General features: G+C 62.0%; 18 protein-coding genes. 8 read left to right on the top strand and 10 right to left on the bottom strand.

The window, feature by feature from the left end; genetic code table 11:
• Positions 1-135: 135 nt before the first annotated feature.
• On the top strand, positions 136-1056 hold the full coding sequence (gene feaR / locus AD668_RS18850; RefSeq protein ID WP_053161159.1) for a transcriptional regulator FeaR: 921 nt from the start codon (positions 136-138) through the stop codon (positions 1054-1056).
• Between the two features lie 93 nt (positions 1057-1149).
• Here the strand turns inward: feaR and AD668_RS18845 are convergent, their stop codons facing one another.
• Entirely contained in the window at positions 1150-1779 is a 630-nt protein-coding gene (locus tag AD668_RS18845; protein ID WP_053161157.1) for a response regulator transcription factor, read from the bottom strand.
• Positions 1780-2038: 259 nt separating this feature from the next.
• On the opposite strand from AD668_RS18845, the gene hpaC reads away from it, so the two are divergent.
• A complete protein-coding gene (hpaC, locus tag AD668_RS18840; RefSeq protein WP_053161156.1) occupies positions 2039-2548 on the top strand; it encodes a 4-hydroxyphenylacetate 3-monooxygenase, reductase component in 510 nt (169 codons plus the stop codon).
• A gap of 56 nt (positions 2549-2604) precedes the next feature.
• Here the strand turns inward: hpaC and AD668_RS18835 are convergent, their stop codons facing one another.
• From AD668_RS18835 to AD668_RS18815, 5 genes are all read right to left on the bottom strand, one after another.
• Positions 2605-3621 (bottom strand): phosphotransferase enzyme family protein, encoded by a 1017-nt coding sequence (locus AD668_RS18835; protein ID WP_053161153.1) that lies wholly within the window; start codon positions 3619-3621, stop codon positions 2605-2607.
• 9 nt (positions 3622-3630) lie between these two features.
• Positions 3631-4911, bottom strand: coding sequence for an aspartate aminotransferase family protein (locus tag AD668_RS18830; protein ID WP_053161151.1), 1281 nt, complete (start codon positions 4909-4911; stop codon positions 3631-3633).
• Positions 4904-6217, bottom strand: coding sequence for an amino acid permease (locus tag AD668_RS18825; RefSeq protein WP_053161149.1), 1314 nt, complete (start codon positions 6215-6217; stop codon positions 4904-4906). The genes AD668_RS18830 and AD668_RS18825 overlap by 8 nt, the downstream gene beginning before the upstream one ends.
• Positions 6218-6480: 263 nt before the next feature.
• On the bottom strand, positions 6481-7659 hold the full coding sequence (locus tag AD668_RS18820; protein ID WP_053161147.1) for a PLP-dependent aspartate aminotransferase family protein: 1179 nt from the start codon (positions 7657-7659) through the stop codon (positions 6481-6483).
• Entirely contained in the window at positions 7656-9032 is a 1377-nt protein-coding gene (locus AD668_RS18815) for a pyridoxal-phosphate dependent enzyme (protein ID WP_053161145.1), read from the bottom strand. The genes AD668_RS18820 and AD668_RS18815 overlap by 4 nt, the downstream gene beginning before the upstream one ends.
• A gap of 276 nt (positions 9033-9308) precedes the next feature.
• Between AD668_RS18815 and AD668_RS18810 the strand changes: the two genes are divergently transcribed.
• From AD668_RS18810 to AD668_RS18785, 6 genes are all read left to right on the top strand, one after another.
• On the top strand, positions 9309-10661 hold the full coding sequence (locus AD668_RS18810; protein ID WP_172681838.1) for an NAD(P)/FAD-dependent oxidoreductase: 1353 nt from the start codon (positions 9309-9311) through the stop codon (positions 10659-10661).
• Positions 10661-11071 carry a RidA family protein gene (locus tag AD668_RS18805; RefSeq protein WP_003201555.1) on the top strand — a complete coding sequence of 137 codons (411 nt, stop codon included), beginning with the start codon at positions 10661-10663 and terminating at the stop codon, positions 11069-11071. Before AD668_RS18810 ends, AD668_RS18805 begins: the two co-directional genes overlap by 1 nt.
• A gap of 10 nt (positions 11072-11081) precedes the next feature.
• The gene (locus tag AD668_RS18800; protein ID WP_053161143.1) at positions 11082-11756 is read left to right on the top strand and encodes a DUF1028 domain-containing protein; all 675 of its coding nucleotides are present in this window, start codon (positions 11082-11084) and stop codon (positions 11754-11756) included.
• Positions 11749-12918, top strand: coding sequence for an acetylornithine deacetylase (gene argE / locus AD668_RS18795; protein WP_053161142.1), 1170 nt, complete (start codon positions 11749-11751; stop codon positions 12916-12918). The genes AD668_RS18800 and argE overlap by 8 nt, the downstream gene beginning before the upstream one ends.
• A 35-nt stretch (positions 12919-12953) precedes the next feature.
• Entirely contained in the window at positions 12954-13994 is a 1041-nt protein-coding gene (locus tag AD668_RS18790; RefSeq protein WP_053161140.1) for an ABC transporter substrate-binding protein, read from the top strand.
• 224 nt (positions 13995-14218) lie between these two features.
• Complete coding sequence (locus AD668_RS18785) at positions 14219-15268, top strand: GGDEF domain-containing protein (RefSeq protein WP_156322369.1); 1050 nt, start codon at positions 14219-14221, stop codon at positions 15266-15268.
• A 4-nt stretch (positions 15269-15272) separates the two neighbouring features.
• Here AD668_RS18785 and AD668_RS18780 read toward each other — a convergent pair whose 3' ends face one another.
• The 4 genes from AD668_RS18780 to AD668_RS18765 all read right to left on the bottom strand — a co-directional run bounded on the left by AD668_RS18780 (position 15273) and on the right by AD668_RS18765 (position 19422).
• A complete protein-coding gene (locus AD668_RS18780) occupies positions 15273-15632 on the bottom strand; it encodes a cupin domain-containing protein (protein WP_053161136.1) in 360 nt (119 codons plus the stop codon).
• Between the two features lie 13 nt (positions 15633-15645).
• On the bottom strand, positions 15646-17043 hold the full coding sequence (locus AD668_RS18775; protein ID WP_053161134.1) for an FAD-binding oxidoreductase: 1398 nt from the start codon (positions 17041-17043) through the stop codon (positions 15646-15648).
• Positions 17044-17114: 71 nt separating this feature from the next.
• A complete protein-coding gene (locus AD668_RS18770; protein ID WP_053161133.1) occupies positions 17115-18389 on the bottom strand; it encodes a glycosyltransferase in 1275 nt (424 codons plus the stop codon).
• 100 nt (positions 18390-18489) lie between these two features.
• The gene (locus tag AD668_RS18765) at positions 18490-19422 is read right to left on the bottom strand and encodes a GntR family transcriptional regulator (RefSeq protein ID WP_053161131.1); all 933 of its coding nucleotides are present in this window, start codon (positions 19420-19422) and stop codon (positions 18490-18492) included.
• Between the last annotated feature and the right edge of the window lie 157 nt (positions 19423-19579).

The raw sequence follows: 19579 nt of genomic DNA, 5'->3' as shown, positions 1-19579 counted from the left end.
AAGCTTGGGCCGGAGCCTGTTGAATGGGCGCCCGGCGGCCGTCGAGGGAGGCGATGGCTACAGAAATAACCGTTTTGACGAACCGCTCAATGAAGCGGTCGAAAAATAACAACAAAAACGTGAGGCTTTGCGGACATGATTACAGCATCGACGGTGCGCAACGAGGCGTTCGAAAGTTGGTTGAGCCAGGTGAACCAGGCCTGTGGGCGTTTCGATGCCCGGGCGCTGGACACTGATTTCTACGGCGAACTGGCGGAATTTCGCAGCGGTGCGATCAACCTCAGTGTGGTCGACATGGCGCACGTGCATTTGTATCGCACCAGCAAGGACGTCAGCACCAGCAGCGACGGCCACTATTACGCGGTGTTCCAACTGCGTGGCAGCTCGCAACTGGAGCAGGGCGACAACCGTGCGAAACTCGGCTGCGGCGACATCGCCCTGATCGACGCGGGCCGCCCGAGCGACATGATCTACAACGATGATTGCCGACAGCTGTCGCTGATTCTGCCGCGCCAGGTGGTAGAGCGTGGGTCGCATTTCAACGCGGTCAATTGCGCCACGCGCATTGCGGCCAACAGCCCCCTGGCGTCGATGGCCAATAAACTGGTGCTCGATACTCGCCAGCAAGACGGGCTGGACATGCAGGAAAGCGAAGCCGTGCTCGATGCCCTGGCCAGCCTGCTGCTGCCGGGCATCAGCGCCCGTGACTGCGGTGCAGATGCGCACGAGCGGCAGTTTCGCAAGATCATCGCCTTCATCGACGCGCACCTCAGTGACGAAGAACTGTGCCCCGAAATGATCGCCCGTGAAGTGGGAATTTCCGTGCGCGGCCTGTACCGGATGTTCTCCAAGCGCGGCCTGGTGGTGGCGCAATACATCAAGCACCGTCGCCTGGACTTCTGCGCCGAAAACCTGCGTCGTGCCGATGTCGAACAGAAGCTCTCGGCGCTGTGTTATGCCTGGGGTTTCTCGGATTCGAGCTACTTCTCGTCGGCCTTCAAATCGCGCTTCGGCGTGTCACCGGGCGCTTATCGCAAGCGCTACAGTCAGATCTGACACCGCAGCTCCTACAGGGACCTCTAGCGAACACAAAACCACTGTAGGAGCTAGCTTGCTAGCGATGGCGGCCTCACGGCCGCCACAAATCCCTCAATGCCGCACCGGCTCATCCACCGGTAAATGCAGCACTTCGCGCACCAGCATGGCGATACTGCTCACGCCCATCTTTTCCTTGATCTTGGTACGGTGCACGTCAACGGTCTTCACGCTGATGTTCAACTCGCGGGCAATCACCTTGCTCGCCTTGCCATCGATCACCAGCATCAACACTTCACGCTCACGGCTCGTCAGCAGCGCCAGCTTGCCTTGCAGGTTCTGACGTTGCTGCTGGTCCGCCTGGGCGTGCACGGCGGTCTTCAGCGCGGCCTGGATGCGGTCGATCATTTGCTGCGGGTTGTAGGGCTTCTCGACAAAATCCAGCGCGCCGTTCTTCATCGCCGTGACCGACATCGGGATGTCGCCATGGGCCGAGACGAAAATGGTCGGCAGGGTGCTGCCGCGCTGATTGAGGATTTCCTGCAACTGAAAGCCGCTGGTCTCCGGCATGCGCACGTCGAGCACCAGGCAGGCGGGCTGCTTGGGGTCGTACTGGCTGAGGAACTCTTCGGCGCCGGCAAAGCATTGCGCCTGCACACTGACCGACTCCAGCAACCACGCCAGTGAGGTGCGCAGGTCTTTGTCGTCGTCAACGATATAAACAATCGGTTTACGGATTTCCATCGGGGCTGCCACGAAAGTTTTCTAATTATTGTTTTCGCACGCGAACGCGCGGCACACAACGGCTCGTCTTTGTGGAGCCAGTGTGCAGAATACCCACTGTCGACGGCCCTTGCGATAAAGAAACCACCTAGTCGACTAGCGGAAACCCAACCTCGTCATGGGGATCGTCAGAATGGTTGCGGCGCGTGCACAACCTTAGTCTTGTTCCATCACCTACGGGCCGCCAGACAGCGGTCCTCCTGAAGGAAGGGGCATCGACATGGCCGACCTGAGCCAGCAGCAAATCGACTTTCGCAACGCCATGGCGCAGCTGCCTGCTGCGGTGAACATCATTACCACCAACGGCCCTGGCGGTCGTTGCGGCATCACCGCCAGCGCGGTGTGCTCGGTGACCGACTCGCCGCCTACCGTGCTGGTGTGCGTCAACCGCAACAGCGCCACCCACGATGTGTTCCGCACCAACGGTCATCTGTGCGTCAACGTGCTGTGTGGCGAGCAGGAAGAACTGGCCCGTCACTTCGCCGGCATGACCAAGGTGCCGATGGACGAACGTTTTGCCTGGGATCTGTGGGACGACGGCGCTGCCGATGTGCCGGTGCTGCGCGATGCCCTGGTGCAACTGGAAGGCCGGATCACTGAGTGCAAGGAAGTGGGCTCGCACTCGGTGATGTTCGTGGAATTGACGAAAGTGGGCGTGCGCGAACCGCGCGACAGTCTGGTGTATTTCAACCGTTTGTTTCATCGCGTTGAGCATGCCAGCGCAGCTTGATTGAGACCTTCTTTTGTAGGAGCTGCCGCAGGCTGCTCCTACAAGGACAGGATGAATCAAGCCTGCAGATATTCCCGAGCCAACCAGCAAGCCCGTTCAATCAGCATCGGCGCCATTTCAATCGCCGTCGGGGTGCCCTGGCGGGTGTGAATCCAGCCCAGGTACGTAGTGCCGCGCAGCATCAGGAACAGCGCCAGGGTCTTGCGATCCGCCTCGGTCAGCGGCTTGACCGCGTTGTAGCCCTCCAGCAGCGCTGCCTTGATCTGCTCAAAACGCGGATCGTCAAGACAGAAGTACAGGGCTGTCGCCAACTCGAACATGTGCCAGCCAAACCCGGCATCGTCGAAGTCGATCAGACGCAATTGCGGCCCTTCGACCAGCAGGTTCTCCGGCACCAGGTCGGCGTGAATCATGCCGAAATTGCCCAGGTGCCGACCGTATTGGCGCAAGTCCTTGCGTGCCGTACGTCGGGCCTGTTGCAGCAGATCCCGCTGCTCGTCGCTAAGCTGCTCCAGCTCCCAGAACCGCCCCCAGAACGGATTGACGCCGATCAGGCCTTCCTCATCCCAGGCATGCCGGACGAACTCATCCGGTTGCTGCCAATGCGCCGAATGCAGGTGAATCCGCGCGGCAATCGCACCGGCCTCATTGAACAGGAAATCAATGGCGGTATCGGCCTGCACACCCGCCTCGGAGGTTCCGGCGGTGGCACCCGGCAGCCAGGCGAGCATGTCGATGTGGCGCGGCTCGCCGATGGCCTGGTGAGTGACTTCGATCAGGTGGCTTTCATTCTGCGCACGGATAATCTGCGGCACGGTAATGCCGGCGCTGGCCAACGCTTCCATCCATTGCAGCTCGGAGCGCAACGCCGATTCGCAGTGATAGCCGTTGCGGTGGATGCGCAGGGCCACGCGTTGCCCGTCGTTTCGGCGGGCGGAGAACACCGCGTTCTCGCGGAATTTAACCAGTTCGATCTCGGCAAAATCGCCGTCCCAGTGTTCCAGCGCATGGCGCGCCAGATCATGCAGGCGGGCGACTTGCTGGTCGTGGCTCAGGGTATGAAATTCGGTCATGGCATAGTCTCAAATGGCGCTCAGGGCGTGGTCCAGGGTGTCGACAAACAGATCGGCGTTTTCGCGACTGAAGACCAGTGGCGGGCGCAACTTGAGGATGTTGTCGCCGGCGCCGATTTTGCTGATCAACACACCGTTCTCGCGCATGTCGTTGACCACCTTGCGCGCCTCCAGTCCGGCCGGGTCCTTGCTGGCGTGGTCGCGTACCAACTCCATGGCAAAGAACAGTCCCTTGCCGCGCACATCGCCAATGATCGAATGTTTTGCGGCCAGGACTTGCAGGCGTTGCTGCACATAAGCGCCGACGCTTTGTGCGTTGTGCAGCAATTGCTGTTCTTCGATCACATCCAGCACCGCCATGCCGACCGCTGCTGCGACAGGCGAGCCGCCGAAGGTGTTGAAGTACATGGCGTGGCGGCCGAACGATTCGACCAAGGCCTTGTGGGTGATCAGGCCGGCCAGCGGATAACCGTTACCCATGGGCTTGCCGAGGGTGACGATGTCCGGCACCACGCCGTGGGCCTGATGACCCCACAGGTGATCGCCGGTGCGACCGAAACCGGACTGCACTTCGTCGGCGATGAACAAACCGCCCGCTGCACGAATCAGCGCGGCAGCCTTGTTGACGAAACTCGCAGGCACCCGTGGCAGGCCTTCGTTGGCGAACAGGGTATCGATCAGCAGCGCGGCCGGGCGAATGCCCTGGGCCTGCATCGACGCGATAGCCGCCGCGATGTTGGCCGCGTATTCCTGCGCCAACTGTGCTTCAGTGGTGCCGGCCGGTGCGTGGTACAGGCATGGAATCGGCACCGCTCGGGCATGGGCGGCGAAGGGTTCCGGCGAGGGCAGGGCGGTGGTGACCTGCGCCAGCGACGCCGAGTTACCGTGGTAGTTGTAGTCGCTGACGATGATGCCGGTGCCGCCACTGGTGAACCGCGCCAGACGCAGCGCCAGTTCGTTGGCTTCGCTGCCGGTGCAGGTGAACATCGCGGTGTCCAGCGGTGCTGCGAAGGTTGCGGTCAGGCGCTCGGCGTAACGCACCACTTGTTCATCCAGGTAGCGGGTGTGGATGTTCAGCGTGGTGGCCTGGCGGTGCATGGCCTCGGTCACATGGGGGTGGCAGTGACCGACGCAGGGCACGTTGTTGTAAACGTCGAGGTAGCGGCGGCCATCGACGTCGAACAGCCACACGCCTTCGCCGCGCACCAGGTGCAAGGGATTGTCGTAGAACAGTGGCGAAGCGCTGCCGAGTACGCGATGGCGGCGTTGCAGCAGGGTGTCTTCAGGCATGGTCTGGAATCTCGGTGACGGTGGTGCGACGGGCGCGCAGCAGGAAGTTGAAAATGCACAGGGTGAAGGTCACGGCCAGGGCGATCAGCATCAGCATGTCGAGCTGGAAACAGGCGGCGATCACCACCAGCGTCAGCGCCAGGCCGAGCCAGGCGACCAGCTTGCCGCCGACCAGGGTGAACGGGCGGGGCAGGCGTGGTTGGTTGCGCTTGATGTGCAGGTACGCGCCAAAAATGAACAGGTAGCAAACGTTGAGCAGCAGGACCACGGCGAGCATGACGGTGGCCGGGTCGACCGCCGACAATGGCAAACCAATCCCACCAATCAGCAGCAGGGCCGGATAAGGCGTGCCACGCTTGCCGGTCTTGCCCATCCATTGCGGGAACAGGCCGTCGCGGGCCATCGCGAACAGTTGACGGGAGGCGGCGTAGACCAGCGAGAAGAAGGTCGCGATCAGACCGAACACCGCGCCGCAGCCAATCACCTTGGCCAGCCACGAACCTTCACCGAAGGCACTGTTGCTGGACATTGCCGCGTACAACGGGTCGCCCGCCGAACCCACCAACTCGACGCCACCGGCACCCGGTGCACAGACCAGTACCACCAGCGCGGTCACCAGCAAGGTGCTGATGGCTGCGAGAATGCCACGGGGCATGGTGCGACCGGGGTTGTGTGCTTCCTCGGCCGCCGAACCGGTTTGCTCGACGGTGATGAACAGCCAGATGGCGAACGGCACGCAAGCGAAGACGCCGCCGAGGCTGACCGGAGTTGCCACATTGGCAGGCAATTTGAGCAAGTTGGCCAGTTCGACATGGGGCGCCATGGCTGCGCCAAATGTGAGCAAGGCGACCACGGCGATGACGCCGGCAATGAACGTCAGGCCCATGGCCTCACCAACGCCACGCATGTGGATGCCGATGATCACGGCGAACAGGGCGATCTTCACCGGCCAACCGCCGAGCCCGAAAATCGACTCGGTGTAAGCGCAGATAAACGTCGCGGCAGCGCCAGTGCCGATGGTCAGCGCTATCGCACAGGCCACGCCAACCAGGTAGCCCACGAACGGTCCGAAGGCACTTTGCGCGTACACAAACACGCCGCCCGCACTGGGCAATGCCGTGGACAGTTCCGCCACGCACAACGCCAGTCCACCGCACAGCAGCGCCATCAACAGCGTGGCGATCAGCATATTCAACCAGCCACCGGCCATCAGGCCGAAGTTCCAGCCGGAAAACTGCCCGGCCACCACTAACGCAATTCCAAGGCCGGCGATCTTTGGCCAGCCCAGCGCACTTTTCTTGAGCACAGAAGTCTCCCGCGACCCGAAGGTCGATTTATTGTTTTAGTGAGAAATGGAGGGGTTCAGCGTTGCATTGCAGGGCGCCCGGGAACGGGTTTGTGCCCCGAGGTCGGCTTCGATACTACGCCCGAGGTGCTGCGAGGGATGTTTGCGCGCATGCCATGTGGTTGGTTGTGGGTGCCAGATTTGCGTGGGGTTTTGTCATCGGCGCAGGATCTTTGTGGGCGCTCAGGCCCACAAAGAACAGCTTTGAACCTTAAAAAGGTGGCTTACATCCGCGCCAACGCCTGCGCCAGATCAGCCCTCAAGTCCTCGACATCCTCAACCCCCACCGACAACCGCACCAAGCCATCACCAATTCCCAGTTCTGCGCGGGTATCGGCCGGGATGGTGGCGTGGGTCATGATCGCCGGGTGTTCGATCAGGCTTTCCACGCCGCCGAGGCTTTCGGCCAGAGCGAAGATCTGCACGCTCTCAAGGAAGCGCTTGGCTCCGGCCAGGTCACTGTTGAGGTCAAGGGAGATCATTCCGCCGAAACCGCGCATTTGCCGTTGCGCCAGTTCGTGTTGCGGGTGCGAGGGCAGGCCGGGGTAGTAAACCCGCGAGACTTGCGGTTGGCGCTCCAGCCACTGCGCCAGCTCCATTGCGTTGCTGCAATGCCGTTCCATGCGCAGGGCCAGGGTTTTCACCCCGCGCAGGGTGAGGAAGGCGTCGAACGGGCCGGCGATGGCGCCGACGGCGTTTTGCAGGAAGCCCAGGCGCTCGGCCAGTTCGGCGTTCTGCCCGACCACGGCGATGCCGCCGATCACGTCGGAGTGACCGTTGAGGTATTTGGTGGTCGAGTGCAGCACGATGTCGAAACCCAGCTCCAGCGGGCGCTGGATCCACGGGCTGGCGAAGGTGTTGTCGGCCACGCAGATGATGCCGCGGGCGCGGCAGGTGCGGGCGATGGCGGCGAGGTCGGTGAGGCGCAGCAGCGGATTGCTCGGGGTCTCGACCATGACCATGCGGGTGTCGTCTTGCAGGGAGGCTTCGAACGCCGCCAGGTCGGTCAGGTCGACGAAGCTGAAACGGTGTCCGGCGCTGCGCTGGCGCACCTTGTCGAACAGGCGGAAGGTGCCGCCGTACAGGTCGTTGCCCGAGACGATGTGTGAGCCGGCTTCGAGCAATTCGAGCACGGTGGAAATGCTCGCCAGCCCCGAGGCAAACGCGAAGCCCCGGGTGCCGCCCTCGAGGTCGGCCACACAACGTTCCAGCGCCCAGCGCGTCGGGTTGTGCGAACGCCCGTAGTCCAGGCCCTTGTGCACCCCGGGGCTCTGTTGCAGGTAGGTGGAGTTGGCGTAGATCGGCGGCATCAGCGCCCCGGTGGACGGGTCCGGCGCTTGCCCGGCGTGAATCACCCGGGTGGCGAAACGCTGTGCCGGGGCTTCGTTGTCCTGTTGGCTCATGGCAGTGATCTCCGCAAATGGTTGAGCATGTCGGTTCGGGTGATCAGGCCGTGGAAACCTGAGGCGTCCTGGATGATCGCCACCAGACCACGGCCCAGCTCGGCTTCCAGTTCAGCCAGCGTGGCGTCGGGGGACAAAGTCTGCAGCTTATCGGTCATGGCGCTCGACACGGTCTTGCGAAAGTGCGCAACGTCTTCATGCACGCCCAGCAGGATGTCGGATTCGTCGATCACGCCGACCAGTTGCTGCCCCTTGATCAATACCGGCAGTTGCGAGACATCGGCCAGGCGCATGCGCTGGAACGCGGTGAGCAGGGTGTCGTCGGGGCCGACGCTGATCACCCGGCCATCCTCGAAGCGTCGCGCGATCAAATCGCGCAGGTCGCCGTAGTGCTTGCGTTGCAGCAGGCCCTGATCGTTCATCCACTGGTCGTTGTAGACCTTGGACAGGTAACGCGTACCGGTATCGCAGACGAAGCTCACCACCCGTTTCGGCTCGGTCTGTTCTCGGCAGTAACGCAACGCCGCCGCCAGCAAGGTGCCGGTCGACGAGCCGCCGAGAATGCCTTCGGCGCGCAACAGTTGTCGGGCGTGATCAAAGCTTTCTTCGTCGCTGATCGAATAGGCGTGGCGCACGCTGGACAGGTCGGCAATCGACGGAATGAAGTCTTCGCCAATGCCTTCCACCGCCCAGGAACCGGGGGTGGGGAGGGTGCCGCCACGGCTGTATTCGGCCATCACCGAACCGACCGGGTCGGCCAGGACCATTTCCAGATCCGGTTGCACGCGTTTGAAAAAACGGGTCAGCCCGGTGAGGGTGCCGGCCGATCCGACACCGACGACGATAGCGTCCACATCATGCTGGGTTTGCGCCCAGATTTCGGGCGCCGTGCTGCATTCGTGGGCCAGCGGGTTGGCGGGGTTGTTGAACTGGTCGGCGAAGAACGCATCGGGAATGTCCGCGGCCAGCCGCGCCGCGACGTCCTGGTAATACTCGGGATGGCCCTTGCCGACGTCGGAGCGGGTGATGTGCACCTCGGCGCCCATGGCCTTGAGGTGCAAGACCTTCTCGGTGGACATCTTGTCCGGCACCACCAGTACCACGCGGTAGCCCTTGGCGCGGCCGACCAGGGCCAGGCCCAGCCCGGTGTTGCCGGCGGTGGCTTCGACGATGGTGCCACCGGGCCTGAGGCGACCATCGCGTTCGGCGGCATCGATCATCGCCAGACCGATACGGTCTTTGATCGAACCGCCAGGGTTCTGCGATTCGAGTTTGAGAAACAGCGTGCAGGGGCCGGTATCGAATCGGCTGACGCGCACCAATGGCGTGTTGCCGATGAGTTCGAGCACGGCGGGGCGAGCGTTGTCAGGCATGGCGTCACTTCCTTGCGCAAATTCGCACTGGGTGGACTTGGCCGGCGCTGTGCCATCAGGCGTCAATCGCCGGCATTGCATCGCTAGGACCATAGGCCGGGATCCGGCCACCCGCAACCTCGCACAGCCGACCGGTCGGCTCGACGCTTTTTCCTCGCCAGCGACCACAAAAAACATAATTTCGCTAATCCCCGGCTCCGAACAGAATGCGGCCAACACCCAGACACCGATAGCCGCAGCAGAAGAACAACAGTGATCAGAATCGAGGCGGCAGCCATGACCGACCTGAATCAAACCACCTTTCAGAAGTGCACAGCCATGACAGTAGACAAGACCGAAATTGATACGCTTGTAGTGGGCGCCGGCCAGGCCGGCGTGGCCATGAGTGAACACCTGAGCAAGCTCGGTGTGCCTCACCTCGTTGTGGAGCGCAATCGTATCGCCGAAGCCTGGCGCACCGGTCGCTGGGATTCGCTGGTGGCCAACGGCCCTGCATGGCACGACCGCTTTCCGGGGCTGGAATTTGACGGTCTGGACCCGGATGCCTTCGCCGGCAAAGAGCAGGTGGCTGCGTACTTCGAAGCCTATGCCCGCAAGTTCAACGCGCCGATCCGCACCGGTGTTGAAGTCAAGAAAGTGGAACGCAATGCCGACCGCCCAGGTTTTACGGTTGAAACCTCCGATGGCGTGATCGAGGCCCGGCACGTGGTGGTCGCCACTGGTCCGTTCCAGCGTCCGGCCATTCCGCCGATTGCGCCTGAAATCGCCGGCATCACCCAGATTCACTCGGCGCAATATTACAACCCGCAGCAACTGACCGAAGGTGCGGTACTGGTGATCGGCGCCGGTTCATCGGGCGTGCAGATCGCCGATGAACTGCAACGTTCCGGCAAGCAGGTCTACCTGTCGGTCGGCGCGCACGATCGTCCGCCTCGTGCCTATCGCAACCGCGATTTTTGCTGGTGGCTGGGCGTGCTCGGCGAGTGGGATGCCGAAGCCATGCAGCCGGGCAAGGAACACGTGACTATCGCTGTGAGCGGTGCCCGTGGCGGGCACACCGTGGACTTCCGTCGCCTGGCCCATCAAGGCATGACCCTGGTCGGCCTGACCCAGTCGTTCAACGGCGCTGTGGTGAGTTTCGAAGACAACCTCGCCGACAACATTGAACGTGGCGATGAAAACTACCTGGCGCTGCTCGACAAGGCCGATGCCTACATCGAACGCAACGGCCTCGACCTGCCGCTGGAGCCTGAAGCCCGCGCCATGCTGGCGGACCCGGACTGTGTGACCCATCCAATCCTTGAACTGGACCTGCTCAAGGCCGGCGTCACCACCATCATCTGGGCTACCGGTTACTCCACCGATTACAGCTGGCTGAAAGTCGACGCCTTCAAGGACAACGGCAAGCCACAGCATCAGCGCGGTGTGTCCTCCGAGTCAGGCGTGTATTTCGTTGGCCTGCCATGGCAATCCCGTCGCGGTTCCGCGTTTATCTGGGGCGTTTGGCACGACGCCAAGCACATCGCCGACCACATCGTTAAGCAGCACACCTATCTCGACTATCGGGATGCGACCCAGCGCCAAGCCGCCGCCCCTGTTCAGAAAGCCAGCCTCATGGGAGTTCGTTGATGCCTACTCATACCCGCATCCGCATGTTCAATACCAAAGACACCTACCCGAACCAGACGCTCGACAACGACCTGTGCCAGGCCGTGCGCGCCGGCAACACGGTGTATGTGCGCGGTCAGGTCGGCACCGACTTCAACGGTCAACTGGTGGGTCTTGGTGATCCACGCGCCCAGGCCGAGCAGGCCATGCGCAACGTCAAGCAATTGCTGGAGGAGGCGGGCAGCGACCTGAGCCACATCGTCAAGACCACCACCTACCTGATCGACCCGCGCTACCGCGAGCCGGTGTACCAGGAAGTCGGCAAGTGGCTCAAGGGCGTGTTCCCGATTTCCACCGGGCTGGTGGTCAGCGCCCTTGGCCAGCCGCAGTGGCTGATGGAAATCGATGTGATCGCTGTTATCCCTGAATAAGGAATTGGCCATGACTTTTTCCATCGTGGGTCGCTGCGCCGAAACCGGCCAGCTGGGCATTGCCATCAGCTCTTCGAGCATTGCCGTTGGCGCGCGTTGCCCTTGGTTGCGGGCCGGTGTCGGCGCAGTGTCGAGCCAGAACATCACGCTGCCGGCCCTCGGCCCGCAGATCCTCGATGAACTGGCCAGCGGCTCTGCGCCGCCCCAGGCGCTGGACCACTCGTTGACCCGTAACGGCTACAGCCAGTATCGGCAGGTGGCAGTGGTCGATGCCCAGGGTCGTACGGCGGTGTTCAGCGGCAATCAGGCGTTGGGCATCAATAACGCCGTGGCCGGTGACCAATGCGTGGCGGCCGGCAACTTGCTGGCCAACAGTGGGGTGATCGAGGCGATGGTCGCGGCCTTCGAAAACAGCGAAGGCTGTCTTGCCACCCGGCTGATGAACGCTTTGCAGGCCGGGCAAGACGCTGGTGGTGAAGCCGGTGCGGTGCACTCGGCAGCCATGTCGGTGGTGGGTGACCTGACCTGGCCAATCGTCGACCTGCGTGTGGACTGGGCCGAGGAAAATCCGATTGGCGAGCTGGGCAAACTGTGGAAAGCCTACGAGCCGCAGCTTCAGGATTACCTGACCCGCGCCCTCAATCCGACCCTGGCACCGAGCTATGGAGTGCCCGGCGATGAGTGAGTTGCGCAGCCGCGCCATGCTTGCGCGGTTGATCGGGTTCGCCACGGTCAGCCGTGATTCGAACCTGGCGCTGATCGAATACGTGCGTGACTACCTGCACGAACTGGGTGTGGATTGCGAACTGATCTACAACACCGAGCGGACCAAGGCCAACCTGTTGGCCACGGTCGGCCCGAGGGTGGTCGGTGGCATCGTGCTGTCCGGGCACACCGACGTGGTCCCGGTGGACGGTCAGGCATGGACGGTTGAACCGTTCAGCCTGAGCGAGGCGAATGGCAAGTTGTTCGGGCGCGGCACCGCCGATATGAAAGGGTATCTGGCGTCTGTCCTGGCGGCCGTGCCGATGTTTCTCGCCAGCCCTTTGAAGCGCCCTGTGCATCTGGCGTTTTCCTACGACGAGGAGGTCGGCTGCCTCGGTGTGCGCAGCTTGCTGCAAGTGCTGCCCCAGCGCATTCCGGCACCGGCCATGTGTTTGATCGGCGAGCCGACCGAGCTCAAACCGGTGCTCGGGCACAAGGGCAAACTGGCGATGCGTTGCCATGTTCACGGTGCGCCGTGCCATTCGGCCTACGCGCCTTATGGGGTGAACGCCATCGAGCAGGCTGCTCGGCTGATCGGTCGGTTGGGTGAAATCGGCACACGCCTGGCGCAACCGCAGCATCACGACGAGCGCTTCGATCCGGCGTATTCGACGGTGCAGGTCGGCGTGATAAACGGTGGGACGGCATTGAACATCGTGCCCGAGAACTGCCGCTTTGATTTCGAAGTGCGCGCCTTGCCGGACTTTGCCCCGCAAGCGGTCGCCGATGAACTGCAAACCTATGCCGAGCAAACCTTGCTGCCGGCGATGCAGGCGGTAAAAGCCGACACCTCGATTCGCTTTGAAAAGATCTGCGCCTATCCGGGGCTGGCAACACCTGCCGACAGCGCGGCGGCCCGTTTGATTGCGCAACTGTGCGGCAGCGATGACTTCAGCACGGTCGCGTTTGGCACCGAAGGCGGGCTGTTCGATCAGGCCGGCATTCCTTCGGTGGTCTGCGGTCCCGGCAGCATGGACCAGGGGCACAAGCCCGATGAATTTGTCAGCGTCGAACAGATGGCCGCGTGTGACCTCCTGATGGATCGCCTCGCAACGTTTTTGAGTGAGCACAACGACAGATAACAACAATGGGTCGACCAGGCCCGAGGAAGCGATCCATGTCCAGATCCTTGCGTTACAGTGTTCCGTTTGCCCTGGCGCTGTTGAGCGGCAGTGTGCTCGCGGCGCCCCAGAGCCTTACGGTGATTTCCTTCGGCGGTGCCACCAAACAGGCCCAGGATAAGGCCTATTTCCAGCCCTTCAACGCCAGCGGCGCAGGCAACATCGTGGCCGGTGAGTACAACGGCGAATTGTCGAAGATCAAGGCGATGGTCTCGGCCGGTCACACCAGTTGGGACGTGGTCGAAGTCGAAAGCCCGGAGCTGTTGCGCGGTTGCGAGGAAGGCTTGTTCGAGAAGCTGGACGCAGGGCGCTTTGGAGATGCCGCGAATTTCGTGCCCGGTGCGCTGACCGAATGCGGGGTGGCGACCTATGTCTGGTCAATGGTCATGGCCTATGACCAGAGCAAACAGGCCAAGGCGCCGCAATCCTGGGCGGACTTCTGGAACGTGGCTGACTTCCCGGGCAAGCGCGGTTTGCGCAAGAGCGCCAAGTACACGCTGGAAATTGCTTTGCTGGCTGACGGTGTCAAAGCGGACGACATCTACAAGGTCCTGAATACCCCGCAAGGCGTGACGCGGGCTTTCGCCAAGCTCGACCAGATCAAGCCGAATATCCAGTGGTGGGAGGCGGGTGCCCAACCGGCGCAGTGGCTGATTGCCGGCGACGTGGTGATGAGCGCGGCCTACAACGGCCGGATCGCCTCGGCGCAAAAGGAAGGCATGGAACTGAGCATCGTCTGGCCGCAAAGCCTGTACGACCCGGAATACTGGGCGGTGGTCAAGGGCACGCCGAACAAGGCACTGGCCGAAGACTTCATCGCATTTGCCAGCCAGCCGCAAACGCAAAAAGTCTTTTCGCAAACCATCCCGTACGGCCCGGTGCATCGCCAGACCCTGCCGTTGCTGCCCAAGGACGTGCAGGAACAACTGCCGACCGCCGAAGCCAACCTGGCCGGTGCCCGTGCCGTGGATGCCGAGTTCTGGGTCGACCATGGCGAGGAGCTTGAACAGCGCTTCAACGCCTGGGCTGCGCGCTGATACGACGGTCGTGTAGCAACATGGGACCCTGTGGGAACGGGCCTGCCCGCGATGAGGTCGTCAGCATCAACATCCTGGTTGACTGACACGCCGGGGAACTGAGTCGGCGCCATAAAAAACCAATCGGATTGAATTGTGGTGCAAGTCGGGATGGCCGTTTGTCGGGCGTATGGTTATGCTCAGCGAGTTTGCAAACGCCAATGATAAACAACCACAGTGAAGCCATGAGCCAATCCGAGACGCGTGCGACTGTTCTAGCGCTGTATCCAGAAGACTCCCGAGAGGCGGCGGCATTGCTCAAGCAGGCAGTGCCGCTGATGGTTCGTCACAACATTGCGCCCAATCCGGTGCACTACGCGCTCTGGTACACCTACAGCAAAGGCCAGGAACCCGAGCTCAATCGGCATCTGGACCGGGTGCTCAACGATTTCGATTACTTCCCGCCAGAGTCCGCCACCAGGCTGTTTCGCGAATACATCATTCGCGATGAGCTGGCGGACGCCCGCTCCGGGCAGCAGGAAGCGATCAACCTGGTCGACGACATGGAGCGCGATGTATCGCGCAGCGTGAAGGGCAACCAGAACTTCCAGGCCAGCCTTGGCCAATTCCTGCAAATGCTCGAAGAGCCTGCGAGCGAGCGCTTGCCAAGCATTCTGATCCAGTTGCAGCAGAGCACCCGGCTCATGCAGGGTCAGCAGGAACATTTCCTCGCGCAATTGCAATCGGCGCAGCATGAAATCAAAACCCTGCGCGACAAGCTCGAGCGTGCGCAGCTGGCGGCAACGCTCGATGGCCTGACCGAACTGTTCAACCGCGCCACCTTCAATCGCAAGCTGGAGCAGGCATTGAGCAAAGCGCCCAAAGGCGTTGCACTGGTGATACTGGATATCGACCACTTCAAGCAGTTCAATGATCAATACGGCCATCCGCTGGGCGACCGGGTTCTGCAGCACGTCGCCCACGTGTTGCGCGAGGCGCTGCCAGCCGAAGCGATTGCAGCGCGATACGGCGGTGAAGAGTTCTGCGTGGTGCTCAACGATTGCCAGGATCTGGCCAGCGCGGCGGCTTTCGCCGAGCGGTTGCGCTTGAAGATCCAGTCGCTGCGGGTCAAGGCCCGAGGCACCAACACCGTGCTGGACACCATCACCGCTTCATTCGGCGTGGCCCACGCTCAGCCCGGCGACTATCCGGAAAGCCTGCTGACCCGCGCCGATGACGCGCTGTATCAGGCCAAGCGCAACGGGCGTAATCAGGTACGCCAGTCGTCTGAGTGACCTGTCACCCGAGAATGAAATACACCTTGCGCACCGGCGTGAGGTTTTCCCACGTGCCATTGAAACCACTGGCCACCACAAACGAATCGCCTGCTGTGAAGGTGCGGCTGACACCCTCGGCGTCGGTCAGGCGCACCGTACCTTCGAGGATGTGGCAAAGCTCATCGTAATCGCACTGACAGCGCTCCAGATGCGGGCCGGCTTCCCAGAGGCCGGCCACCGCGTTTTTCTCGGGCTGGACAAAGTGCCGCCAACTCCTGCTGTGGTAAGGCACGTCGACCACGGCCGGGTCGTTGATCTCGGTTTCACGGGGGACAAGGTCGCTGGCGAAGTCGATGACGTGCCGGGGCAGGGCTGTGGACATGGGGTTCTCCGGGTCAGGAATCGAAGCCGATGCCAAAGGCATCGAAGGTCTTGAGCAGCAAGTTGCGGTGACCGTCACGGTCCTCCCGCGCTAATGAACGCTGGGCCAGTTTCACGCCGACGTAGCGCAAGGGTTCAGGTGGAAAGCGGAACGGTGCCTTGGAGGTCATCCACAGTTCGGTTCGTTCAGTGCGCTCGCCAGCCAACAGGTCGAGCATGTTCAGCGCGGCGAAGCGACTGGCGGACACGCCTTGCCCGGTGAAGCCCAACGCATAGGCGACGCGGCCCTGGTGCTCGCAACCGGTGAACATCGTGGTGCGTGCCGAGGTGTCGATGATGCCGCCCCAGGCATGGCTGAAGCGCACATCATGCAGGGCGGGAAAGGTCTGCTGAAACTGTTCGGCCAGCCGCTGGAAGCTTTGCGGGCGTTGGGTCAGCGCTTCGTCGCGGCGCGCGCCGAAATGGTAGATAGCGTCGTAACCGGCCCAGAGAATCCGGTTGTCGGCGGTTTTGCGCAGGTAGTGGAACTGGTTGCCGGAATCGGCGATACCGTAGCGCCCGGTCCAGCCGATGGCGGCCAGTTGTGCATCGCTCAGCGGCTCGGTAACCAGTGAGTAGTCGTAGACCGGAATCACCGTTGAGGCCAAATGCCCGAGCAACGGCGGGGCGATATTGGTGGCGAGGGCGACTTGTCCAGCGATCACTTCTGCATCGGCAGTGCGCAAGCGCAGGCCGTCGTTGCCGGCATCCAGTTGCAGCACCGGACTGTTTTCGAACAATTGAATGCCTTGCTCAAGGCAAACCCTGCGCAGTTCAGCGGCCATTTTTGCCGGGTTGAGCAGGGCGTAGTTGGGTTCGAACAGACCGGCCGTGTACGCCGGGGAGTCGAGCTTGTGTGTCAGATCGCTGCCTTCGTGCCACTGGCAATCAATGCCGAAACGGGCGTAGTTGCGTTGCATCGAGCGCAGGCCATCGACCTGCCAGGGCTGGCTGGCGACGTTGAGTTTGCCGTGGCGTTCGAACTCGACGTTCATGCCGTAGCGTTGCAGGTCGGCAGCCAGTTCATCGAGGTTCTGCCGGCCCAGGCGGATCAGTTGCCCGGCTTCATCGGGCCAGCGCTTGAGCGCGTTGGACACCCCGTGGGAAATGCTCGGCGCGCAAAAACCACCGTTGCGCCCGCTGGCCTCACCGCCGCAATGCCGTGCCTCGACAATTGCGATACTCAGCCCGGGGTTGCGTTGGCGCGCCAGCAGGGCGGTCCACAATCCGGTGAATCCACCGCCGACCACCACCAGATCGAACGATACCGACCCGCTGACGGAGGGCGCGGCGGGCGGCGGTGTCACGGTGTCCTGCCAGAAGGGGTGAGGCAGGGCACGGTCAAGCGCATCGAAACGCGATGGGACATTCATGCTGAAACTCCGGCGGTGTGTCGGGCAGCGACGATTGCGTTCGGTTGCCCGACGGTTTTTTGTTGTTTTGGCTAGAGGTCAAGAATGGCGCGCGCGGCAATGTCGGTGCCGCGTGTTGCCTGCATGCGCTCGCTGAACGATTTGAGGCGTTGTTTCATCGGTTGGTCGCTCAGCAGCTGTTCGAGGGCGGCGGGCAGTGCGGCCAAGGGATCGGCGAACCGTGGAAGATAGCGACCGACGCCGACTTCCCCGGCGCGGGCGGCGTTGTCGTGGCCGTCCCAGCAATAGGGAATGATCAGCGACGGCAAACCGAAATACAGCGCCTCGCAGAAGCTGTTGTTGCCACCGTGATGAATGAACACATCGCACTCCTTGAGCACTGCCGGTTGGGCAAACCAGCTGTCGAGGTACACGTTGTCCGGCACGGTGGTGTACATGTCGCGGTAGGCGCCGACGTTGACCAGGAAACGGTATGGCAAGGTTTCGATTGTGTTGATCAGGCGCTTCATCATCCCGGTATCGGCGGCGCCGAGGCTGCCGAAGCTGAGATAAATCAGCGGCGCGTCGTTGTACCGTGGAAAGTCCGGGACGATGTAGGGCGCTTCTCGTCGTACGCAACCATCGAGGTAGACGTAACGCTGCGGATCGAGCGGTTGCTGGCGTGCATAGCGTACTGGCGTCGGTGACAGCAGCAGGTTGAGCCATGGCGAGTCAGTGAGGAACTGTCCCGCAGGACAGGGCGCCGTATTGTTGCTCAGGAGAAAATGCGAAAAGCGTTCATGGGCCGGCGCGACAGCCTTGAGATATTGCTCGGTGTAGCGTTCGCAGGATGCGGTGTCACGGGTCAGGCAGCCGGACAGGTACGGCGGAACGTTGGCATCCGGCAGTTCGGTTTCGGCGCAGGACACCACGCGCACCCAAGGGCAACCCGCGTTGGCGATGGCCGGGAACATCACCACGTTGTCGAGCACGATGACGTCCGGTTTCAGGCGGCTGAGCAACTGCTGCAAGGGTTTTTCCGCTTCGATCGCGGTGTCGATGATCGCTTCCCAGGCCGGCGCGACATAGCTGTCGATCTGCGCCAATGGGGTCTGGTCGAAGTAGGGAATGCTGCGTTCGATGAAGCGCTCCCAGTAATGCTGATGTTCCGCCGCCGACAATGGGCTCACTTGTGGAATCGGGTATTCGTCGAAACCGTATTCGGCGAACAGCCCCTGAAAATGCTCATGGCAGATGAACACCGGCCTGGCGCCCAGCTCACGCAGCGACTGAGCGATACCAATGCAGTTCAGGGCCGCGCCGAAACTGGCTTCCGGAAACAGGGCGATCAGTTTTTGTTTTTGCATGGCGAGGGACTGTCCATGGCGGGTCAGACCCGCCGCTCCTGAAGGTGTTTTGGATGCTGTCTTATTTTCAAAAAAAAATCATCATGTTTTTACGAGGTGCTTAACGGCGCCCCAAATGATGACTTTGCGGGATGCCACGGTTGGCGGTTTGCGGGCGTTGCGCGGCGCTCAGGCGCAGGTGCAGGCGCAGCAGGTCGGCGGCGATCTCCATCTGCCCGCGCTCGATGTGCGCGATGATTTGCAGGTGCTCGCGCAGGGCTTCCTGCAGGCGGTGCACGCTGACCGAGGGCAGCAAATTCGGCAGGCGCCGCAGGCTTTGATGCTGGAGCAGAGCGTCGCTGATGAAGCGGTTGCCGCAGCTCTGGGCCAACAGTTCGTGGAAGCTGATGTCCAGCTCGCGAAATTGCTGGATGTCGAAATCTTCTACGGGGCTGGCGAGCAGGCTTTGCGAGGCACTGCGCAACAGGCTCAGGCGTTGCGGGTCGGCAGTGAAGCTTGGGCTGAGCAGCGCTTCGGGCTCCAGAATCAAGCGGAATTTCAGGCTTTCCTCAAGGGCGGCCAGGCTGTTCAGCGACGGGCGAAACAGCCAGGACTGGCCGGGGCCGCGCTCGATGGCCTGGCTTTCGCTCAATTGCTGGAGGGCTTTTTGCGCCGCTGGCCGGCCGATGTCGTAGCGGCGCATCAGTTCGCTGATGCTGATGCTGTCACCCAGCCGTCCGGCCATGCGATCACGCAATACCGAGGCGGCCAGTTCTTCTTCTGCGGCTTGTGGCAGGGTCGCGTTGAATGCCTGGCCTGTCGGGGAGGTCAGCAATCGGTAGCCCTTGCCGGCTTCGTGGCTCAGCAGGTTTTCTTCCAGCAGCACTTTCAGTGCACCGCGAATCAGTGTGCGCGAGACCTGAAAAGTGCGGGCCAGGGCCTGCTCGGCCACCGGGTCCCCGGCAACCAGTCCGCTTTCCTGAGTGTGTTCGAGGATACGGCGGGCCAGTTCCAGGTGATTGGTGCGCGGTTTTTTTTCGGCTGTCGTGCTCAAGCGTCTTTTCTCGTGGTGATCCGCTGTCGGGCTCAGGTGCTCATCTTATGCCATGCGCCGGCCCATCGTCAGGCTGGAAGAAATGCGTTGACATCTTTTGATACTGGTCCTAATTTCTAAAAAAAAACACAAGCAATCGTTTCTCGTTTTGCCGTAC

The organism is Pseudomonas sp. P1.8 (assembly GCF_001269805.1).
GTDB lineage: Bacteria > Pseudomonadota > Gammaproteobacteria > Pseudomonadales > Pseudomonadaceae > Aquipseudomonas.
This window is presented reverse-complemented; position numbering and strand designations above follow the sequence as displayed.

Excerpts from the sequence above, each read along its gene's own strand:
- feaR (WP_053161159.1), top strand. The coding sequence starts at position 136 with ATGATTACAGCATCGACGGTGCGCAACGAGGCGTTCGAAAGTTGGTTG.
- AD668_RS18845 (WP_053161157.1), bottom strand. The coding sequence starts at position 1,779 with ATGGAAATCCGTAAACCGATTGTTTATATCGTTGACGACGACAAAGAC.
- hpaC (WP_053161156.1), top strand. The coding sequence starts at position 2,039 with ATGGCCGACCTGAGCCAGCAGCAAATCGACTTTCGCAACGCCATGGCG.
- AD668_RS18835 (WP_053161153.1), bottom strand. The coding sequence starts at position 3,621 with ATGACCGAATTTCATACCCTGAGCCACGACCAGCAAGTCGCCCGCCTG.
- AD668_RS18830 (WP_053161151.1), bottom strand. The coding sequence starts at position 4,911 with ATGCCTGAAGACACCCTGCTGCAACGCCGCCATCGCGTACTCGGCAGC.
- AD668_RS18820 (WP_053161147.1), bottom strand. The coding sequence starts at position 7,659 with ATGAGCCAACAGGACAACGAAGCCCCGGCACAGCGTTTCGCCACCCGG.
- AD668_RS18815 (WP_053161145.1), bottom strand. The coding sequence starts at position 9,032 with ATGCCTGACAACGCTCGCCCCGCCGTGCTCGAACTCATCGGCAACACG.
- AD668_RS18810 (WP_172681838.1), top strand. The coding sequence starts at position 9,309 with ATGACCGACCTGAATCAAACCACCTTTCAGAAGTGCACAGCCATGACA.
- AD668_RS18805 (WP_003201555.1), top strand. The coding sequence starts at position 10,661 with ATGCCTACTCATACCCGCATCCGCATGTTCAATACCAAAGACACCTAC.
- AD668_RS18800 (WP_053161143.1), top strand. The coding sequence starts at position 11,082 with ATGACTTTTTCCATCGTGGGTCGCTGCGCCGAAACCGGCCAGCTGGGC.
- argE (WP_053161142.1), top strand. The coding sequence starts at position 11,749 with ATGAGTGAGTTGCGCAGCCGCGCCATGCTTGCGCGGTTGATCGGGTTC.
- AD668_RS18790 (WP_053161140.1), top strand. The coding sequence starts at position 12,954 with ATGTCCAGATCCTTGCGTTACAGTGTTCCGTTTGCCCTGGCGCTGTTG.
- AD668_RS18785 (WP_156322369.1), top strand. The coding sequence starts at position 14,219 with ATGAGCCAATCCGAGACGCGTGCGACTGTTCTAGCGCTGTATCCAGAA.
- AD668_RS18780 (WP_053161136.1), bottom strand. The coding sequence starts at position 15,632 with ATGTCCACAGCCCTGCCCCGGCACGTCATCGACTTCGCCAGCGACCTT.
- AD668_RS18775 (WP_053161134.1), bottom strand. The coding sequence starts at position 17,043 with ATGAATGTCCCATCGCGTTTCGATGCGCTTGACCGTGCCCTGCCTCAC.
- AD668_RS18770 (WP_053161133.1), bottom strand. The coding sequence starts at position 18,389 with ATGCAAAAACAAAAACTGATCGCCCTGTTTCCGGAAGCCAGTTTCGGC.